The sequence below is a fragment of the Streptomyces sp. NPDC054847 genome (genome assembly GCF_053610925.1).
The window spans coordinates 1-18,325 of the sequence record NZ_JBSGZJ010000101.1 but is presented as its reverse complement, the minus strand read 5'-3'; the positions used below and the strand labels follow the sequence as shown (position 1 = coordinate 18,325).

The 18,325-nt window shown below is 70.1% G+C and carries 18 protein-coding genes and 1 pseudogene; 5 read left to right on the top strand and 14 right to left on the bottom strand.

All coding sequences use genetic code 11. The features are described from left to right. Positions 1-473: 473 nt before the first annotated feature. A complete protein-coding gene (locus tag ACWGH4_RS13610) occupies positions 474-1,379 on the bottom strand; it encodes a helix-turn-helix domain-containing protein (protein WP_453459660.1) in 906 nt (301 codons plus the stop codon). A 109-nt stretch (positions 1,380-1,488) separates the two neighbouring features. On the opposite strand from ACWGH4_RS13610, the gene ACWGH4_RS13605 reads away from it, so the two are divergent. Beyond that, positions 1,489-3,057 carry an alpha/beta hydrolase gene (locus ACWGH4_RS13605; RefSeq protein WP_453459657.1) on the top strand — a complete coding sequence of 523 codons (1,569 nt, stop codon included), beginning with the start codon at positions 1,489-1,491 and terminating at the stop codon, positions 3,055-3,057. A gap of 276 nt (positions 3,058-3,333) precedes the next feature. On the opposite strand, the gene ACWGH4_RS13600 is transcribed toward ACWGH4_RS13605, so the two are convergent. The 8 genes from ACWGH4_RS13600 to ACWGH4_RS13565 all read right to left on the bottom strand — a co-directional run bounded on the left by ACWGH4_RS13600 (position 3,334) and on the right by ACWGH4_RS13565 (position 7,083). Further along, positions 3,334-3,612, bottom strand: a complete 279-nt coding sequence (locus tag ACWGH4_RS13600) for a gas vesicle protein K (protein WP_453459654.1) — start codon at positions 3,610-3,612, stop codon at positions 3,334-3,336. After that, complete coding sequence (locus ACWGH4_RS13595) at positions 3,609-3,842, bottom strand: gas vesicle protein (RefSeq protein WP_453459651.1); 234 nt, start codon at positions 3,840-3,842, stop codon at positions 3,609-3,611. The genes ACWGH4_RS13600 and ACWGH4_RS13595 overlap by 4 nt, the downstream gene beginning before the upstream one ends. After that, positions 3,826-4,698, bottom strand: a complete 873-nt coding sequence (locus ACWGH4_RS13590; RefSeq protein WP_453459648.1) for a GvpL/GvpF family gas vesicle protein — start codon at positions 4,696-4,698, stop codon at positions 3,826-3,828. The genes ACWGH4_RS13595 and ACWGH4_RS13590 overlap by 17 nt, the downstream gene beginning before the upstream one ends. Before the next feature lie 75 nt (positions 4,699-4,773). Then, positions 4,774-5,181 (bottom strand): gas vesicle protein, encoded by a 408-nt coding sequence (locus tag ACWGH4_RS13585; RefSeq protein ID WP_453459646.1) that lies wholly within the window; start codon positions 5,179-5,181, stop codon positions 4,774-4,776. Continuing rightward, complete coding sequence (locus tag ACWGH4_RS13580; protein WP_453459644.1) at positions 5,178-5,453, bottom strand: gas vesicle protein GvpG; 276 nt, start codon at positions 5,451-5,453, stop codon at positions 5,178-5,180. Before ACWGH4_RS13580 ends, ACWGH4_RS13585 begins: the two co-directional genes overlap by 4 nt. 5 nt (positions 5,454-5,458) lie before the next feature. Further along, a complete protein-coding gene (locus ACWGH4_RS13575; RefSeq protein WP_453459641.1) occupies positions 5,459-6,202 on the bottom strand; it encodes a GvpL/GvpF family gas vesicle protein in 744 nt (247 codons plus the stop codon). Positions 6,203-6,205: 3 nt separating this feature from the next. Then, positions 6,206-6,715: a gas vesicle protein GvpJ gene (gene gvpJ / locus ACWGH4_RS13570; RefSeq protein ID WP_453459638.1), complete on the bottom strand. Its 510-nt coding sequence runs from the start codon at positions 6,713-6,715 to the stop codon at positions 6,206-6,208. Between the two features lie 53 nt (positions 6,716-6,768). Next, positions 6,769-7,083 (bottom strand): gas vesicle protein GvpO, encoded by a 315-nt coding sequence (locus ACWGH4_RS13565; RefSeq protein ID WP_453459636.1) that lies wholly within the window; start codon positions 7,081-7,083, stop codon positions 6,769-6,771. Positions 7,084-7,653: 570 nt separating this feature from the next. Here ACWGH4_RS13565 and ACWGH4_RS13560 point away from each other — a divergent pair. Beyond that, positions 7,654-8,808: a serine hydrolase domain-containing protein gene (locus ACWGH4_RS13560; protein WP_453459633.1), complete on the top strand. Its 1,155-nt coding sequence runs from the start codon at positions 7,654-7,656 to the stop codon at positions 8,806-8,808. A gap of 1,089 nt (positions 8,809-9,897) precedes the next feature. After that, positions 9,898-13,269 (top strand): DNRLRE domain-containing protein, encoded by a 3,372-nt coding sequence (locus ACWGH4_RS13555; protein WP_453459669.1) that lies wholly within the window; start codon positions 9,898-9,900, stop codon positions 13,267-13,269. A gap of 57 nt (positions 13,270-13,326) precedes the next feature. Here the strand turns inward: ACWGH4_RS13555 and ACWGH4_RS13550 are convergent, their stop codons facing one another. Genes ACWGH4_RS13550 through ACWGH4_RS13540 form a run of 3 tightly spaced genes read right to left on the bottom strand, consistent with a single transcriptional unit; the run spans position 13,327 to position 15,596 of the window. Further along, on the bottom strand, positions 13,327-14,013 hold the full coding sequence (locus ACWGH4_RS13550; RefSeq protein WP_453459630.1) for an SMI1/KNR4 family protein: 687 nt from the start codon (positions 14,011-14,013) through the stop codon (positions 13,327-13,329). A gap of 33 nt (positions 14,014-14,046) precedes the next feature. Continuing rightward, on the bottom strand, positions 14,047-14,346 hold the full coding sequence (locus ACWGH4_RS13545; RefSeq protein WP_453459666.1) for a Scr1 family TA system antitoxin-like transcriptional regulator: 300 nt from the start codon (positions 14,344-14,346) through the stop codon (positions 14,047-14,049). After that, the gene (locus ACWGH4_RS13540; protein WP_453459627.1) at positions 14,343-15,596 is read right to left on the bottom strand and encodes a hypothetical protein; all 1,254 of its coding nucleotides are present in this window, start codon (positions 15,594-15,596) and stop codon (positions 14,343-14,345) included. Before ACWGH4_RS13540 ends, ACWGH4_RS13545 begins: the two co-directional genes overlap by 4 nt. A 412-nt stretch (positions 15,597-16,008) precedes the next feature. Here ACWGH4_RS13540 and ACWGH4_RS13535 point away from each other — a divergent pair. Continuing rightward, positions 16,009-16,167 (top strand): annotated as a pseudogene (locus ACWGH4_RS13535) (IS1380 family transposase); the annotation flags it as partial. Positions 16,168-16,320: 153 nt separating this feature from the next. Here ACWGH4_RS13535 and ACWGH4_RS13530 read toward each other — a convergent pair. Next, on the bottom strand, positions 16,321-17,208 hold the full coding sequence (locus ACWGH4_RS13530) for an NAD(P)-dependent oxidoreductase (RefSeq protein ID WP_453459625.1): 888 nt from the start codon (positions 17,206-17,208) through the stop codon (positions 16,321-16,323). Between the two features lie 49 nt (positions 17,209-17,257). Between ACWGH4_RS13530 and ACWGH4_RS13525 the strand changes: the two genes are divergently transcribed. After that, positions 17,258-17,665, top strand: coding sequence for a MerR family transcriptional regulator (locus tag ACWGH4_RS13525; RefSeq protein ID WP_441261809.1), 408 nt, complete (start codon positions 17,258-17,260; stop codon positions 17,663-17,665). Between the two features lie 99 nt (positions 17,666-17,764). On the opposite strand, the gene ACWGH4_RS13520 is transcribed toward ACWGH4_RS13525, so the two are convergent. After that, entirely contained in the window at positions 17,765-18,232 is a 468-nt protein-coding gene (locus tag ACWGH4_RS13520) for an NUDIX hydrolase (RefSeq protein WP_453459663.1), read from the bottom strand. Positions 18,233-18,325: the final 93 nt, after the last annotated feature.

Sequence of the window (18,325 nt, the reverse complement as noted above, 5' to 3'; positions counted from 1 at the left end):
GGCCCGGGCGAGCGCGGGCCGAGCGGCGTGCCCAGGCGGACTCTCCGGCACGCGGCGACCCGGTTCGGATGGACGCCCGAGCAGTCTGCGCGTGGCGAAAGGCCGGGCGAGCGGCGGTCCGGTCGGACGCCCCGGGGCGCGACCGTCCGGTGCGGACGGACACCCCCACCGTCCGAGATCGTCGAACCGCCGACGAGCGAAGTCCCGCCCGCCGGACGCCTCAATGGGAGGCGGCCCGGATCGGGCAGACGCCCCAGCCGTGGCGGTCCCTTCAGACCGGACACCCGACCGCCGCGTGCGTGGCGACCGGCCGACGAGCGACGCCCGGTCGGCCGCCCCGAGGTGAAGCGGCACGGTCCAGACGGACGCTTCAGACGCGAGGCGGTCGTCCGGGCGAGGCCCGGACCGGCCGCGAATCCCCGGCGCCCGTCCGGCCCGGCCCGGACGCGCACCCTGGCAGGAGCGGTGCCCGTTCAGGCGGACGCCCCGGCCGCCTGAACCGGGTTCAACGCGGCGCAGAGCCAGTCGTGGGCGGCGCCGGGGGTCGGCCGGGACGGGCCGAACAGTTCGCCGGCGAGCTGCCAGTAGCGGTCGATCCGAGGGTCCGCCGCGAGCTGGCCGGCGAGCAGCCGGCGGAAGTCGGGTGTGTCGCGCGTGCCGCACGAGTGGGCGTAGGCGGCTACGAAGCAGTCGAGCGCTTCACCCTCGTGCGGCGGTCGCCGTTCGAGCATGTGCCGCGCCGCGAGCCCGTACGCCTCGCCGAGACCCTCGTAGAGCACGGCCGGGCGGTACCCCGTGTCCGGCTGGTGCACCGTGGGCTGGCAGTCCTCGTTGCCGTGGCAGGGCCCGGAGACGAGGGCGTGCAGCCGCGCGAAGGCGAGGACCTGGGCCGGGGCCGGGTCGTCCGGCGGCTGCGGAACGGCCTGGTCGACGACCGCGGACGCCACTCGCGCCGGGAGCCGTACGGGCAGCCAGCGCCGCCAGAAGCGCGCCAGCGCGGCCGTACTGGGCGGGGCGGTCACGGAACCGATCAGCCGCAGCCGGTCCACGCGTTCCTCGGGGGTGCAGTCCTGGAGCAGCCGGAGGGCGGCCTCCCGCCACCGCAGGGCAGTCATCCGGGAGCCGATCTCCCGCAGTTGCCCCGCCACGATGTCCTCCAGCGCGTCCTCCTCGTCGAGGACCCGGCCGACATCGGGGACCGGCAGGTCGAGGGTGCGCAACGAGCGGATCAGGCGCAGCCGTTCGATCGCCTCCGGGCCGTAACGCCGGTGGCCCCCGCTGCTGCGGGCGGCTTCGGGCAGCAGTCCGCGGTCGGAGTAGAAGCGGACGGTCTTGACGGTCACGCCCGCGTGCTCCGCGAGCTCTCCGATGCTCCACATGCCGTCAGGGGACAAGGTTGAACCTCCCTCAGGGGGAGTTCCTACGGTACCGGCGAGCACGGACGGCCCGACCGGCCGGTCGTGCGGACCGCGTATACGAGGAGACGTGATGACGGTTTTCATCCTGGTGTCGGACGCCTTCACCGGCGGCTGGATCTGGCGCGACGTGGCCGCGAAACTCCGTGAGTCGGGCGCCGAGGTGCATCCCGTGACGCTCACGGGCATGGGCGACCGCCGCCACCTGGCGGGCCCCGACACGGACCTGGAGACGCACATCCAGGACCTGGTTCAGCTGATCGACCACCTGGACCCCGCTCCGGCGGGACCGGCGGAACCGGACGTCGTGCTGGTCGGCCACGGCTACGGCATCCACCCCGTACTGGGCGCCGCCGACCGCCGCTCGGGGCGCGTCGCCCGGATCGTCCACCTGGACGCCGGCATGCCGCAGGAAGGCGACGCCGCCCTCGCGCTGGTGCCCGACCAGACGGTCCACCAACTGCTGGCGGACACCACGCATGAAACGGGGACGACGGCAGAAGGAGCGGCCGTGGCAGGGCAGGCGGCGGACGACGGGTTGATCCCACCGCCGCCGGCCGACGAATGGCAGCGATGGGGCAGCACCGCCGGAGTCCCGGCGGACGCGCTGGCGCGGCTGGCCCGGCTCGCCGCCCCGCAGCCGAAGGGCACGCTCACCCTGCCCCTGCGGCTCTCGGGCGCGCTGTCCGGGGTGCCGACGACCGGCGTCCTGTGCATCGCCAACGGCTCGAGCATCGCCATGGTCGAGGGCCTGGTCGGCCTGGGCGACCCCCGCCTCCAGGTGCTCACCGACCCCCGGGTGACCTTCTTCGAACTCGACACCGGGCACTGGCCGATGCTCTCCACTCCGGACGAGCTGGCCGAGGTGCTGCGCCGGGCCGCCGAGGGAGAGGGCCACCGGATCTCCCCGTCCGTGAGCGAGCAGCCCGGGCATCTGCGGCCGTTCCTCCTCGACGTACCGGAGCAGCACCGCGAGCGCACGGGACGGGTGGACCTCTACCTCCCCGACACCGACGAGCCCCGCCCCGCGGTGGTCTTCGTCCACGGCGGCCCGGTCTCCGCCGAGGTACGCCCCACCCCGCGGGACTGGCCCGGTTTCGTTGGCTACGGCTCGTACGTGGCGTCGCTGGGTGCGGTGGGCGTGACGCTGGACCACCGGCTGCACGACCTCACCGACTACGGGCGTGCCGCGGAGGACATCGCGGAAGCGGTGGAGCTCGTACGGGCCGATCCGCGCGTCGACGGGGAACGGGTGGCGCTGTGGTTCTTCTCCGGCGGCGGGCTCCTGTCGGCGGACTGGCTCGCGGCGCCCCCGGCGTGGCTGCGCTGCGTCGCGGCGACGTATCCGGTGCTCGCGCCCTTGCCGCAGTGGCCGCTCACCGACTCCCGGTTCCGCCCGGCGGCCATGGTGCGCAAGGCGGGGCGACTGCCGGTCATACTGACCCGGGTGGGACTGGAAAGGCCCGAGATCGCGGCGACGGTAGAGGAGTTCCTGACCGCCGCCGAGGACTGCGAGGCCGCTGTCGAGATCGTCGACGTGCCGCAGGGCCACCATGGCTTCGAGACGCTCGACCACACGGACGAGGCACGGGAGGCGGTGGCCCGGGCGGTGCGGTCGGTGCTGGGGCATCTGCGGGGCTGAGGCGCGCGGGGTCTGCCGGCCGCCGGAGAACGCGCCGCGTCACGGGGTCCGAAGCTCCATGGCGCGCTCCACCGGCCGGCCGGCGGTCTCCGCCGAAGACCCTTCGTTCGCGGGACCCGGCACGGCGGCGTGTACGTCGCGGACTCTGCGGAGCCAGGGCGAAAGCCCACCGGATCCGCGAGCTCGCCGACTGCGGCCCCCGTCGCCTGCACCCCGGATCGCGTCGACCACTGGGGGGATCGCCGGCCGTTCCTCCCTTGGAGATCCGGCGCGGGGTCAATCCCTGGGGAGCAGAGTCCCCAGGGGGCCCAGGTCGAGGTTGAGGTCCTCGGGCGACAGCCCATGGTGGTCGCGGAGCTCGGCCATCCGTTCGTCCAGCAGCATCAGGGTCCGGCCGATGCGCTCCACCTGGTCGTCGGTGAGGTCCCCCTCGTCGATGCGGCGGATCGCCTGCCGTTCCATCAGTTGCCGCAGCAGTTCGACCACGGTCAGCACGAGTGCGACGAGGTCGCGTCCGACAGTGTCGGCGTCGAGATCGACCCGGTCCGCCGTCACAGCGGTCCACCGTCCCCCCACGGCGCGGGGACGCGCTCGTTGACCGAGGACAGCAGCGCGTGCAGGGAGACTCGCACCAGGGGCACCTCGGCGATGGCGATCACCAGGTCGCCGCTGACGACCACACCGGTGCCCAGTACCCGGTCCAGCAGGTCCACCAGGGGCACGCCGAGCGGGCCGCCCTCCTCCCAGGCGCCGTCCCACGGGACGGTCTCAGCCGTCGAGGTCATCGGTGTCGCCCCCGTCCACAAACGAGTAGGGCACCCAAGGCCCGGAGACCTCGATCCGGACGCCGTCCGCGTCCGCCTCGTGCCGCAGCCGCCCGAGGGCCGCGGCCAGTTCCTCTTCGCGGCCCTCCGCCACCAGGTAGGCGGCGTTCAGCACCTGGGTACGGCGGTCGCCGTCCGGGCCCGGGCCGTGGAGGCGCAGCCGGCGGGCGGCCACCGCGAGGTCCCGCAGGGCGGTGTCCACCCTCTCGGCGGCGCGCAGTGCGGTCTCCTGCCGGTGGTCGCGCGCCTGTTTCCGGCTGCGCACCCGCTCGAGGTAAGCGAGGCCGGCACGGGGATCGTCGGAAGAGGGGGCGTGGGGGGCCGTGGCCGGGGTGGTCGCTCCCGGACGCCCGGCCGGTGCGCCGGGCGGCACCGGCACGGCGTACGCCTTCACGCTCCACTCGACGCGGCCCTCGATGCGGTCCAGCGCGGCGTGCAGGCGCCGCTGGCGCTTCCCGAGCGCGGTGCGGGCGCTTTCGTCGCCGAGGTAGAGGGTGGCCAGCGGCAGGGGGACGGTAGGGGCGCACCGCGCCGCCGCGGAGACCACGGCGTGGTGCGTCCGGGCGCAGCGCTCGAGTTCCGCGCCGTCGGAGAGCCGTTCCCGCACGGCCTCCTCGGAGAACCGGTCGGCCGGCACGTCCTGCACCACGGCGGTGAAAGAGCCGACGGACAGCAGCCGGACGTGTCCGCCCTCCGTGTGGCCCGCCAAGCCTTCGAGGGCGGCGAGGTCGCCGCCGCGGCAGACGGCGAAGACGTAGGTGGCGGTGGAGACGTCGGTGGCGGTGGAGACGTCGGTCGTGCACGGGGCCGCCGTCATCGGGTGCTCCTCACGTGGACGGTCCGGGGCTCGCCCGGGAAAGGGGAGGGGAAGTGACAGGTGCGAGGGCTGGGATCAGGTGCCGGCCGGTTCCCCGGCAACGCCCGCCCCCGCTGTCCGGGGGTCACCGCTCTCCAGCGCTTCGAGCCGTTCGCGCAGTCGCTGGTTCTCCTCGGCCAGCGCGTCGCGGGCGGCACGTGAGGAGAGCGCCGGGTCGGTCTCCCACCAGTCGATGCCGGCCTTCTTGGCGGTGTCGACCGAGGCGATGAACAGCCGCAGACGGATGGTCAGCAGTTCGATGTCGAGAAGGTCGATCTTGATGTCGCCGGCGATGACGATGCCCTTGTCGAGAACGCGTTCGAGAATGTCGGCGAGGTTGGCCGTGCGCGGCCCGTAGGGGGCCGCCGTCGAAGCGGGTGCGTCCCAGGACGCGGTGTTCCGAGCCCCCGCCGCTGCGAGGGACGTCCCGGTGCTGTCGTTCATCGGTGCGCTCCCGGTGTCGGTTCGGTGGCGGCGGGCGGCGCGCGGAACATCCGGTGCTCGAGCAGGTCGAGCAGCCGTTCCTCCTCGCGTTCGAACTCGTCCGTGTCGATCTCCCCGCCCTCCAGCGCCTCGTTCAGGGCCGCGAGCCGCGCCCGCAGGACCGAGGGGTCGTACAGTTCGTGCTCCGCCGCGTCGTTGACGCGCTCGGCAAGCCAGGCGACCCCCCTGACGGGTGCGAGCGGCAGCAGGAGGATCCCGGTCAGCAGGCCCATGCCGCTCAGGCCCCGACCGGTGCGTGCTCGGGGCCCACGAAGCTGTAGCAGGGCATCGGCCCCGTCAGCTTCAGCTCGGCGCGGCCGCGGTGACCGGCGGCCAGGCGCGAGACGGCGGCCGTGAACCGGTCGTGACCGGAACCGCCGACCAGGAAAGACGTGTTGAGGACGCATCCGGCCACCTCCGGTCCCGCGGCGGTGCCGTCGGCGAGTGCGGAGAGTTCGCGCAGCAGGTGTGCCGCCGCTTCCCGGGCCCGGCGTTCCAAGCCCGCGGTCACCGCCTCGCCCAGGCGCAGGTTCGCCTCGTAGCCGGGGCGGCGGCGGGCCTCGTCGCGCAGCCGCCGTAGGTGCGGGTCCTCCCTGAGGAGGTCGGCCAGCCCGTCCTCCTGGGCCGGCAGCACCTTGAGGTTCATCTCCACGCGGCCGTCGATGCGGTCCAGGCAGGTCAGGTGGTGGCGCTCGGTCGCGGCCAGCCGCTCCACCAGGACGTCCTCGCCACCGCACACAGTGCCGAAGCGCATGGGCACAACCGCGCCGTGCGCGGCGAGGGAGGTGAGGAGGTCCTGGTGGGCCATCAGGTCGCGCCTGCGGGCGCGCAGTCCCTCGGGCACGTCGCTGACCACGGCCGCCAGTCGGCCCGCAGGGAGGCCGCGGACCGGGGCGGGCGGCGAACCGACGCCGGTACTCCCGGGAGGAAGCCGGTGGCCGGCGCGGACGATGCCGTAGACGTACAGGTCCCGTGCAGTCACCGATCAGTCCTCCTCGGCGCGCCGGGCGGTGCGCGGGCGGCTGCCGCGGGTCCTGGTGGCGGGCCGCCGCCGCGGGCGGGGCTCCTCCTCGAGGGCCTGCTCCTCCGCCAGGGCCTCGTCCTCCGCGAGTGCGTCCTCCTCCGGCTCCACGTCCTCGCCCTCCCGGGCCCCGACGGCCCTCCTGACCTTCTCGCCCATCGACCTGACGGCCTTCCCCGCCGCCTTCTTGCCGACCGCTCTCGTCACGGCCCCGCCGCCGAAGAGCTCGGGCACGGTCTTGCTGCGGGTGTCGGTCTCCAGGTCCAGGCGGTTGCAGGCCTCGGCGAAGCGGAGGTAGGTGTCGACGCTCGCGATGACGATGCGCACGTCGACCTTGAGGATCTCGATGCCCACAAGGGAGACGCGGGCGAAGATGTCGATCACCATGCCGCGGTCGAGGATGATCTCGATGACGTCGTACAGCGTGCCCGCGCGGGGCACACACGCAACCTGCTCGGTGTAGGTGGTGGTCATGGTGGGGCCGTCCTTTCGGGTACCGCTGCGCGGTGGTCGGCTGCGCGGTGGCTTCAGTCGTCGGCCGCACCGCGCCGGTATCGGCGGACCCTGCGGTAACTCAGGAGTTCGCCGTCCCGGTCGAGTTCCACCTCGTACGTGGCGAGCAGGCTCGTGGTGTCGGGGATGCGCGGCACCTCCAGCACATCGACGTCGACGTGCCAGCCGTCCTCGGAACGGCTGATGGCGGACACGCCCTCCGCCGGGTGACCGGTGAGTCCGGTGATGCACCGACAGGCCCGGCCGGCGGCCTCCTCGGGTCCCTCCACCGGTGGAGGGGAGGAGACAGCGGTGGCGGCGCGGCCGCGGCGTTCACGTTGCTCTGCCATGGGCAACAGTGTGTTCACCCCGAGCCGCGGGCTGCGCGTACTGATGGGCCGGACGGACCACCTGCGCGGTGGGCCGATGCCGCCACGCGGACGGCCTGCACAGTGGGCCCGTGCCGCCACGCGGACGGCCTGCACAGTGGGCCCGTGCCGCCACGCGGACGGCCTGCACGGTGGGCCGATGCCGCCACGCGGACGGCCTGCACAGTGGGCCCGTGCCGCCACGCGGACGGCCTGGTTCACCGCAGAGGGGGCCTGGACGCGACGAGGTGCGGGCGGCGCTGCGCTCGGTGTCCACCGCGCTGGAGGCGCGTCCGGGGCGCGCACGCCAGGCGCCGTGCTGGGTGCCGCGCAGGCAGCGGGAGCGCTGCCGCTGGATCCTGCCGAGCCGCCTCGAGCCGGGCCGGGTGCTCGACATCCTGGCGCGCGGCGTGGTTGGTGGGGACGGTATCCGGACTTGGCGACCGCTGTGACCAGGTCGACGCCCTTGTCGATCCCGCTGATGGGGCGAGCGATGACTCCTTGTCGCTGTGGCAGTCCTTCTTCTGACCGCACACACGAGAAGGTGGCCTGATGACCGATCTGCACAACGTCCTGAGCGAACACGTCGACACCGAATCGCTCCCTGGCGCGGTGGCCATGGTCGCGCGGGGCGATCAGGTGGATGTCCAGGCCGTGGGCCACGTCGACGCCGAGCGCACGGCCCCGATGGCGAGGGACACGATCTTCCGTATCGCCTCGATCACCAAGCCCGTCGTGGCCGCGGCGGTCATGATGCTCGTCGAGGACGGCAGGATCGCGCTGGACGACCCGGTCGGGACGTGGCTGCCGGAGCTGGCCGCGCCCATGGTCGTCCGTACGCCGGACAGTCCGGTCGACGACGTGGTTCCGGCGGAGCGGCCGATCACCGTGTTCGACCTGCTGGTCTCGCGCGCCGGGTACGGCTTCCCGTCCGATTTCTCGCTGCCTGCGGTCGAACCGCTGGTCAGTGAGCTGAAGCAGGGCCCACCGCAACCACAGGCCGTCCCTCCGACGGACGAGTGGATGGCGGCGCTGTCCCGGATTCCCATGCTCTACCAGCCGGGCGAGGCCTGGCTGTACAACATCTGCTCCGACATCCAGGGCGTACTGATCGCGCGGGTCTCGGGCAGTTCGCTGCCGGACTTCCTGGCGGAACGGCTCTTCGAACCGCTGGGCATGACCGACACCGCGTTCGCGGTACCGCCGGCCAAGCGCGACCGCTTCACCAGCTACTACCGGGTGGACCCCATGGGCGCCCTCGAGCTGGCCGACACACCGGACGGCCAGTGGAGCACGCTGCCCGCGTTCCCGTCGGGCGCGGGCGGTCTGGTCTCGACGGTCGACGACTACCACGCGTTCGCCCGCATGCTCCTCGACCAGGGCGCGACGGCATCCGGCGGCCGCCTGCTCAGCGCCGAGTCCGCGGGGCGGATGACCACCAACTACCTGACTCTGTCCCAGCGCAAGGCCGGCGGCCTGTTCCTGGAGGGCATGGGCTGGGGCTTCGGCGGGGCGGTCGACGTGGAACCGGTCGAACCCTGGAGCGTCCCGGGCCGCTACGGCTGGGTCGGCGGCACGGGCACGGCCGCCCACATCATCCCGTCCACGGGCACCGTCACGATCCTCCTCACCCAACGCCAGATGTCCGAGCCCTCGTTCCCGGAACTGATGCGGGACTTCTGGGGGTACGCGGCGGCCTGGAGCTGATTCCGGAGCTACCTACGGGGGCCCGGAAGGCCACCGACTCGGCCCCCTCGCGCCCGCGTTCCTGCTGAGGCTCGACCTCCCGATATCGGGAGCCGCCGATACGTTTGCGTGGGAGTGTCAATCTGGGCAGGGTCCGTGGCTTGGGCAACGGAACCAGGCGACTCCGGCCGTTGGCGGCAGTTGCGTTTCCATCACGCTGTGGGCATGGCCCGGGAGTTCGGCATGCGCGGCGACAGCTCGACCTGCACCCTCGACATGAGCGGCGGCGTACTGACGCCGGCTGAGGATGTCCGGCCAGTACCAGGTTCCGGTCGGGACGAGTGCGCGACCCGTACCTTCTACGAATCACGGACCCTCGCAGCACCGTCGCATGACCAGCTCGGGATTGTGAAGGACATAGAGGCTCCCCCGCGGCGTTGGTCAGCAGACAGGACAGGACGATCCCAGCGTGGGCGTCCTCGCATGGCTACGGCCAGGTGGCGTGGAGCACTGTTGGACTCGGCCCGCATCGGATGATCGCCACAGCTCTGCTGCTCGGCGCCGGAGGGCGCGACGCGAGCTTCCAGCCACAATCCGCCAGCCGACAAGGCGAGTTGGAGACCGCCTGAGGCTTTGCCCTCGGTTCGCCCGACACCCACGGTTTACTCACGGAACATCCACGAATCGGCGACTGGCGAGTGGCCACGTACGCCCCTGACCCTGCGCCCATGTGTGACCAATCCGATGTTTGAGAAGTCCCACCTGCGCAAGATCAACGCCATCGCGACCTGCGCAATCCGAAGCCCTCTGTACGGCCAAAACCTCACTACTTCCTTCCACTTGACACGCCTAGCGTCCTTCACGAGTGCACCCAGCACAAACGTTTGATTTTCAAGAGGAAGGCATCACTTCGTGTCTCCTGACACACAGTTCCTGGGGCCGAAACGGGGCAGACGGTTACCCCGAAAGGCGGCGGCCGCGGCAGCACTGCTGCTCGTCGCCGAGGCCGCTTTCGTCGCCGGCGGTACGGCCGTCGCGGCAACCCCCGAGCCGCAGCCGGCCCCGACGAAGGCCCACCAGCCGTCCGAGGCCGAGATTCTCGCCTCCGACATGACCTGGGCCGCCGCACACACCAAGGGCTCCAAAGCGTGGGCGATCCTGGAGGCGAAGAAGACCGGCAATAAGGTCGTCGTCACCGACGAGACGACCGAGACCACGTACACCGTCGCCAACCCCGACGGCACGCTGACCACCGAGCTCACCTCCGGGCCCGAGCGCGTGTGGCGCGACGGCACGTGGCGGAAGATCGACGTCACCCTCGCCCGCGCGGCGGACGGCTCCGTGGGCGCGAAGAGCCACCCGAAGGGCCTGCGCCTCGCCGGCAAGGGCGGCACCAAGGCAGCATCGGTGCGCGCCGCGAAGGACGCCGCCCCGCGCGACCTCGTCACCCTCGGCCAGGGCGACGAAAGCGTCACGCTGCAGTGGAAGGGCGGCCTGCCCGCCCCCGCTGTCGACGGCACCACGGCCCGGTATCGGGAGACCGTTCCCGGCGCCGACGTGATCGTCGAGGCCACCCGCACCGGCTTCGAGCAGTTCGTCGAGATACGGGAGCGGCCTGCCGCCGGCGGCTACTCGTACACGCTCCCGGTCAGGGCCAAGGGCCTCAAGGCGAAGGCGAATAAGGACGGTTCCGTCACCTTCACCGACGTGAAGACCGGTGCCGCACGGGCCACCATGCCCGCCCCGGTGATGTGGGACGCGTCGGTCGACAAGCGGTCCGGGAAGCACGAGAACCGCGCCCGCGTCGGGATGAAGGTCGTCGACAAGGGCAACGGCGTGATCGACCTCGTCGTCACCCCCGACGCCGCCTTCCTCGCTGACCCCAAGACGGTCTACCCGGTCACCGTGGACCCGTCCACCTCCGCGCTGGCCAACACCTTCGACACCTACGTCCAACAGGGCGAGACCGTCGACTGGTCGGCCGACACCGAGCTCGACTTCGGCAACCCGGGCACCAAGAACGCGGACGGCACCTACCGCACCGCACGTTCCTTCATCACCTGGAACACGGCTCCGATCGCGGACGCGCTCGTGTCGAAGGCGACGCTGTCCCTGTGGAACTTCCACTCGGGCAACACCGACTGCACCGCGCAGCCGTGGGAGGTGTGGACGTCGAACAACGCCACCACCTCGAGCCGGTGGACGAACCAGCCCGCCATGGGCGCGAAGTACGCGACCTCGACCGCCACCCGCGGCAACCCGGGTTGTACGACCGCCGACGGGTGGATCACCGCGGACGTCACCACTCTCGCCCAGTACTGGGCCGGCCAGAAGTGGAACGTCTCCGGCATGGGGCTGCGTGCCACCAGCGAGAGCGACACGCTCGAGTGGAAGCGGGTCAACTCCGCGAACAACGCGGCCAACCAGCCCAAGCTGAGCGTCACCTACAACTACCGGCCCTCGGACGGCACCAGTCGACAGGCAGGTGCGCCCTTCAAGTCCTACGCCGGCGTGTGGGCCGTCAACACCACCACACCCGTCCTGCGCGACACCTTCACCGACGCGGACGGCGACCAGGTCAACGGCACGTTCCAGGTCTACGACGCCGCCACGAACGCACCCATCACGACACCGCTCGGTGAGGGGCTTCTCCTGTCCCCGTACGGGGACCAGGGCAAACCGGTGAGCGTGACCGTCCCGGCCGGACAGCTCAAGGACGGCCGGACGTACAAGTTCCGCACCAACGCCTACGACGGCACCCACTACAACCTCAACTGGTCGCCCTGGACCCAGTTCGTCGTCGACACCACCGCACCGCCGGCTCCTTCGAAGATTACTTCGCCCGACTATCCCGAGGGCGCGTGGACGCCGAACAAGGGCGACGGCAAGTTCGATATCACGCCTGCGGCCGGTGACGATGTCCGCGGCGTCGAGAGCCGTACCAACGGTGGCGCCTGGAGTGCTGAGAAGCCCGCTGTCGCGGGCCGGCCCAGCACCGTGACGGGCACGCCCGCTGAGCGTGACATGAACCGGACCGAGGGGCGCACGGTCGACCGCGCGGACAACAAGGGCGCGGAGGAGGTCTACGACTACGGCACGGGCAAGGCTCCGATCAGTGGCGACACCGCCGTACCGGATTCCGGCGAACAGCCCGAGGAGCCGGTGGACCCGGAGGAGGAGCCGTATGAGGAGATGGACACTCCAGAGAAGCAAGCCTCCCCGGACGGCGTCACGACCGATCCGCAACCAGGGGACCGGAGCCACTGTCACAAGACCGACAACACTGAGATCGAGCTGTGTCAGAGCCGTACCTACAACGCAGAGATAGGAAGGGCAGCGAAGGCGCTCGCGGCGCCCGCCAACCCTCTTGTCCCCTGGTGCAACGACCCGACCGTCGGCGGATACACGCTCACCCGCGACGAGGGCTGCCACAAGATCGGCGTAGTGGCCCAATGGTGGCGAATCAGCCCCAATGAGCCGCCCAAACTCATCGGCACGGCCATGTTCCTCGTCCGCGAAGAGATCAAGCTGAACACGAAGGGCACCAGGGGCGCTGAGTGGCTTCAGCAGAACACCATCGCGCCCCTGTCCATCGACGGCGCGCTCGGCACCGTGACGCTCGACTACTGGGACGTCACGTGTGGCGGTGACACAGTCTGCCAGAGGGAGTTCGTCGGTCCCGAATTCACCGGGCCGACCTCCTGGACCACCACCTCCTCGGTGACCGAACAGACGGTCCAGACGCGCAAGTTCACCTGGAAGACCGCCGCGGCCGGTCAGCAGCAGAAGTTCGACCGGGGCAACTTCCTCGGCTTCAAGGCGTCCGCCGCGCCCGCCTCGGTGAAGATCACCGAACCGAGTTGGGTGTTCTGGGAGCAGGTCCGTTGCGACCAGATCATGCGCGCCAACACCTCGGTGGGCTGTGTCTTCCCGAAGTACACGCCGACGTTCAACCTGAAGCTGAAGAACGCTGAGGGTGCCGCCCTGTACTACCTGGAGATGCGCGACAAACTCGATTGGCATCCCGGCAGTAAGAAGCACAACAGTCCTCTGCGCCGTGAATTCGACGGAGCGAAGGCGGATGCCAACCGCGGGGTTGTCTGCCCCAAGAGCGGGGCGTACCAGCTCGTAGCGCACCCGCTGGCCACTCCCGATCCGGCGAACAAGAACGCGGCTGTTCAATGTGACGAGTACGCCTTCGCAAGTACAAAGGAAAGTGGCGGAGCGACCGGGGTCGCCAATGGAGGCGAATGCCTTCAGGCGTACGCACGCAAGGGTGGTGACGGCAAATGGCGTGTGTACGACGATGAGCGCCCGCCCTTCGGCGGCACTCCCACGTACAAGGAGAAGTGCGCCCGAGCGTCGATGCACGGTGGTCAGAACGAAACGGCAGGTCGCCGGCTCAACGGGTTCTACTCCAAGCAAAGGATGCTGGACGAAGATCCCTATTTCATTGACGCCCCAGGCCTGGTCAGGCCGTAGCGCGTAAGAAGAAGGAGCCCCGCCCATCTATTGGGCGGGGCCTCTTCATATCGCATTCTATCGCTCGATCCGCCAGTCAAGGCGATTCACCAGATCTCCGTCGACCACCACCGGCGCCCCGGACAGTGCGGGGTCGGTGATGGTCGGTGGGGCCTGGATCACTTGGGGGACGTATCGGTACATTCGCCCGCCGCCCTGGACGCCCGAGCCGGATTCAAGGCCGTCCGCGATCTCGTCGAGCATTTCCACCAGGCTCGCCCACCGGATCACGCCCCACGGATCCGAGCCTTCATAATCGATCTCCCGGACACTTCCGTAGGTGTCGCCAGGACGGTGGTCGACCGCGAGGTACTCACCGGTGTTGGTGACTGCGATGGGCACCCAGAACTCGTATGCATTCGGCGGATCCCACGGCCCTTCCGGGCCTTCGGGATCCATCCCGTCATCCGTAAATTCACTGCGGAAATCATCAAAAGCCTCCCTGAAATGCTGCGGACCACCCTCCATGCCCTCAGCCTTGATCGGGGAGTACCGGAACGGCCAGAGGGGGCTCCCTGGCAGAGCACCGTCGTGAATCCGGAGCCATTGCACAAGGTGGGGATGAAGCGGATATGGGAGGACGTCCTGGAGGGACTGGATGGCCTCCTCAGGGGCCGGGGGGCGCAGGGCTTCGAGGTCGGCAGTGCACTGGTGCTGGTGAAGCCAGTTCTCGATGCGGGACCAAGCCTGTATGACATCGCTCATAGCGCCCACCATATGAGTGAACTGAGCTCGGATTCACCGGTCGGTGATACTCCGGGGGACCTCCCTGTGGTGGACACCCTGAGTAGCTGTTGTCCTTCCGGACGCGATCGCTGTGTTTCCCCTGGTCGGGCACGGGATCGGTGATTCGGTGGCAGTGGTGGCCTGTCCCTCGCATGTCAAGGGAAGCACCTGAATCGTCGTGCTGCGCAGCTGACTCGACTGAAGCAGGCGCTTCAGCTGATCCCGCTGCACCTCCGGTCCGCCAATCGCGCGCCGGAGGACAGACTCGTCGACGACGACGGTGACTACTGGAGCCGGTCGGCGCTCACTCAGGCTTCCGCGTCGCCTTCGTCCTCGTCCCCACGCCGACGGCGCGCTCGCTCGGCGATCCCGCTGGAGAGCTTGTCCTTCACCGAACTGGCCCGGTCGAGGGTCTCGTTGCCGAGGCTTCTGGCGGCACCGACGCCCTTCGCGCCCTTCTCCAGCGCCTTGTCCCTCACCTCCACGGCCGCGTCCTTCCAGCGTCGCGCCTCCAACGACTCCTGATCGCGCTCGATCCCGAGCCGCCCGTGGAAGTCGACGACGGCGACCTCGACGTGGTTGCGCGCGTGCACCACCTCGCGGGACGTGGTCGGGTGCAGCAGCACCTTCGCGTTGGCCGTGCCGGCGGCCGTGTGCATCCTGTCCACCAGACGCTCGGTGCTCTCCGAGATGAGATCCATCCGGTTCTTCCGGGCGGCCCGAAGTCCGAGGCGGTGCGCGTCCAGCTCGTGCGGATCCGTTTCCCTTACCCGGTCGAGTTCGAGTACAGCGAAGGCGTCCTGGAGCTGGAAGCAGTGCGCCAGAACGGCGAGCCATTCCCGCGCCTTGGACTCGATCTCCTTGGACGCCTTGGCCAGTTCACCGATCTTGCTCTTGCTCTCCGTCTTCTCCGCGAGCGCGTCGAGCTGACGCAGCGCGTACGCCTGGGCGTACGCGATCGTCGTCGGCATGTTCTGCACCTTCGACCAGGTGACCTCGGAGACCCGGCCCACCTTCTCCCGGACGGTGAGGGCGTCCTTGATCTCGAGGTCCACCGCGATCATCTGTGCCAGCGCCTGGTCCTGCTGGGCGCGAAGCACGTCGTCGACCTTCTCGTCGATCGTGGCGAGGTAGTCGGCGATCTCGTCCATGGCCTGCTGCATGGCGAGTTGCGCCATGACAGTCGCGACGTTGGCCAGCTGCGTCGGGTTGCCCTTGAGGGGGCTTGACCCCTTCGCGAACTCGACGAATCCCTTGGCCTGGCCCTTGGGTCCCTTCAGCACGCCCGTGTCGAGTCCTGTCTTGGCACTCTTCCTCAGCCCGATCTTGTCGATCCGCTGCGCGGACTCCTTGGTCAACTTCACCCAGCGACCCGAGCCGGCGGCGATGTCGGAACCCGCCTGCACGAATCCGGCCGCGTCGCCGAGGGCGGACCCGAGCCGCCGCGTTCCGGGGCCCTTCGCCGGCAGTCCTTCCGAGACGAGGAAGCGTTCGACCGCCGCCGGGTCTCCGATGACCGCCAGGCCATCACCGTCTCTGAACAGCTGGATCTCGTCATCCATGGTCGAGTCCTTTCCAGTCGCGGTCCGGACCGGGGCTCTCCCCGGAACCGGGCGCGAAGGCATGGTAAATGTCAGGCTGCCGGGTGGCGGGGGCCGTGTCCCGGGGGCGAGGTGAGGGTGGAGGTGTAGTTCTCGCCGTCCACGAGGTGGGTGGTCAGGCTGACGCCGGCCGCCGCCATGCGGTCGTACTCGGCGAGGATGAGGTCCTTGCGGTAGGTGCCGTACTTGGCCTCGTCCTTACGCTTAACGATAGGGAAGGTGTCGGGATGTAGGCGACGTTGTCGCGGTTAACCTCGCGCTTTCATGAAGCGGACTGTCCGACGGGTGGTCAGGTAAGAGAAAGCGCACCTGACCTGCAAGAATGAGGATTGTCTAGGTCCTTGTTCCCGCTGAATCCAGAGGCACTTTCCAGCTGAAACAGCCTATCGGGTCCTATCCCCATGTCCTTGTCCGGGACGACGGCCGGGCCGTGGTCTCGCAGGCCGGTTCGGTCCTGCTGGTCGAAACTGTCCGCAAGACCGGCCTTAACCAGGCCGTATCCGCAGCGCTTACCCCCTGGCGGAAGCCGCGGTGAGCCGGACGGGAGCGTCAGCGGTGGGTCGGCACTGGAGACCGGCCCACCGCTCGCATTCGACAAGGCGGCGCAGCACCTTGCCGACGTGCCAGCGGGGCCCGGACAGCCCGCCACGCGCAGCGCCGAGGCTGAATGCCCGCGTCGGATCGGTCAGGCGTCGCCGCTGGGCTTGGCGAACTCCTCGATCAGGACGGGATACTGCTCCCCGCCGTGCCCGGCGGCGATCGCACGGTCGGCCATCGCCTTGAACAGCCTCGGCAGTTCGGCGTTGACCCCCACCGCCTCGCTCTCTTCGATCAGATGCTCCATCGCCCGCGCGTCGGTCTCCAGCGCGGACACCTCGGCCGGGAAGGAGCCCCTGTCGATCTGCTCGGCATACCCCGGCAGCCATTCGGCCACGCCGGTAGCGATCTGCTGCGCGAACGGCGCATACGTCGCGGCGTCGACACCGGCCGTCCGCAGCATGGCCGTGCCCTGGAGCCAGGCGTTCAGGACGCTCCACATCATGGCCAGGCCGGCCACGTCGTACAGGGACGCAAGCCCATGGTCCGCACCGAGGTAGGTGACGGTGCCGAGGGCCTCGAGTGTCGGCTTGTGCGCCTCGAAGTCCCGCCGCGGACCGCTGTGCAGAATCACCGCCTCCGCGGTTCCGACGGCCGGCGGGACGGCCATGATGGCGCCGTCCAGGTAGCGGGCGCCTCGCTGTTCGGCCCATCGTGCGGCTTCCCGTGCCTGGGCCGAGTCGCCCGAGGTCAGGTTGATCAGTGTCGTGCCGTTCAGCTCGACATCGCTCGCGCCGAGCAGTTCCCGCACGGCCTCGTAGTCGGTCACGCAGATGATCGTCAGGGAACCTACCCCGATCGCGTCGCCGACCGTCGGCGCAAGCCGTGCGCCGTCGGCCACCAACTGGTCGGCCTTGGAGGCCGTACGGTTCCACACGGTCGTGGGATGCCCGGCTTTCAGGAAGGCCCCGGCGAGTGCCTGGCCCATGAGTCCGAGTCCGATGACTGTCACAGGTGTGTCGAGTTCGTTGTTCATGGCAGCATCGTCAACGTTGATACCGGTGTGAAGGTCAAGCGAGGTTTCGATGCGGATCGGGGAACTGAGTCGCCGGACGGGCGTCAACGCCCACCAGCTGCGCTACTACGAGGCCCAGGGCCTGCTGGAGGCGGACCGCGGCGCGAACGGCTATCGCGAGTACGAGGAGAGCGCCGTGCTGCGCGTGAAGCAGATCCGGCATCTGCTCGGTGCCGGGCTGTCCTCCGAGGACATCGCGTATCTGCTGCCCTGTGCGGTCGGGGAGGCGCCGGAGCTGATCGGCTGCCCCGAGTTGCTTGCCGCGATGCGGTCACGGCTGCGGCGACTGGACGACCAGATGGCCACGCTCGCCCGGTCCCGCGACGTGCTCGCCGACTACATCGACGCGGCCGAGCGGATGGGCGGTGAAAGCTACCCGCCCTTCGACGGGGCCGACTTGCAGCCGGTGCCCGCCTGAACGGCCGTGGTGCGTCGGTCTGTGGAATGTGCCCGGCCGCCCTCCACGATCCGCGTGAGCCGGATGTCTGCCAAGCGCGGCCGGACAGTTGGAGGCGCCTCAATGCTGGATCAGGCCGCCGATCGGCACCGGAGCGACGCGGCCGGTCGCCGGGACGGTTTCCGCCAGGGCGACGCCGATGTCCACCAGTGATGACCGGCGAAGGCGAGTGACGTCGGGAACGGGAGTCCAGACCGGCTCGGCGGTCTCGCCGTTCGGCTCAGGCCGGAGTCGGCCGCCGGTGATGCGGACCCGGTAGAAGATGCCGACATTCTGGTGCTCGACTCCCGCCCGCGCGGCAGCCGCGGGAATCACCCTCGAGTCCACTCCCAGCAGGCGTTCGACCATCGCGTCGCAGCCGGTCTCCTCGGCGACTTCCCGGATCACGGCATCGAACGGATCCTCCGCGTGCTCGACCCTGCCGCCCGGAAGAGTCCAGGTCGACTCGCCCTTCGGTGATACGTGCGGCACCAGCAGCACCTGGCCGCCCTCGATGCACACGGCGTACGCCGCCAACCGGAAACTCATCCCCGCACCTCTCGCCGGCCCCATTCCCAACGCCCAAGGTCTACCAGGCGTCAGACTCAGGGCTTGGCCCCGGCGAGCATCGTGGTCAAGTTC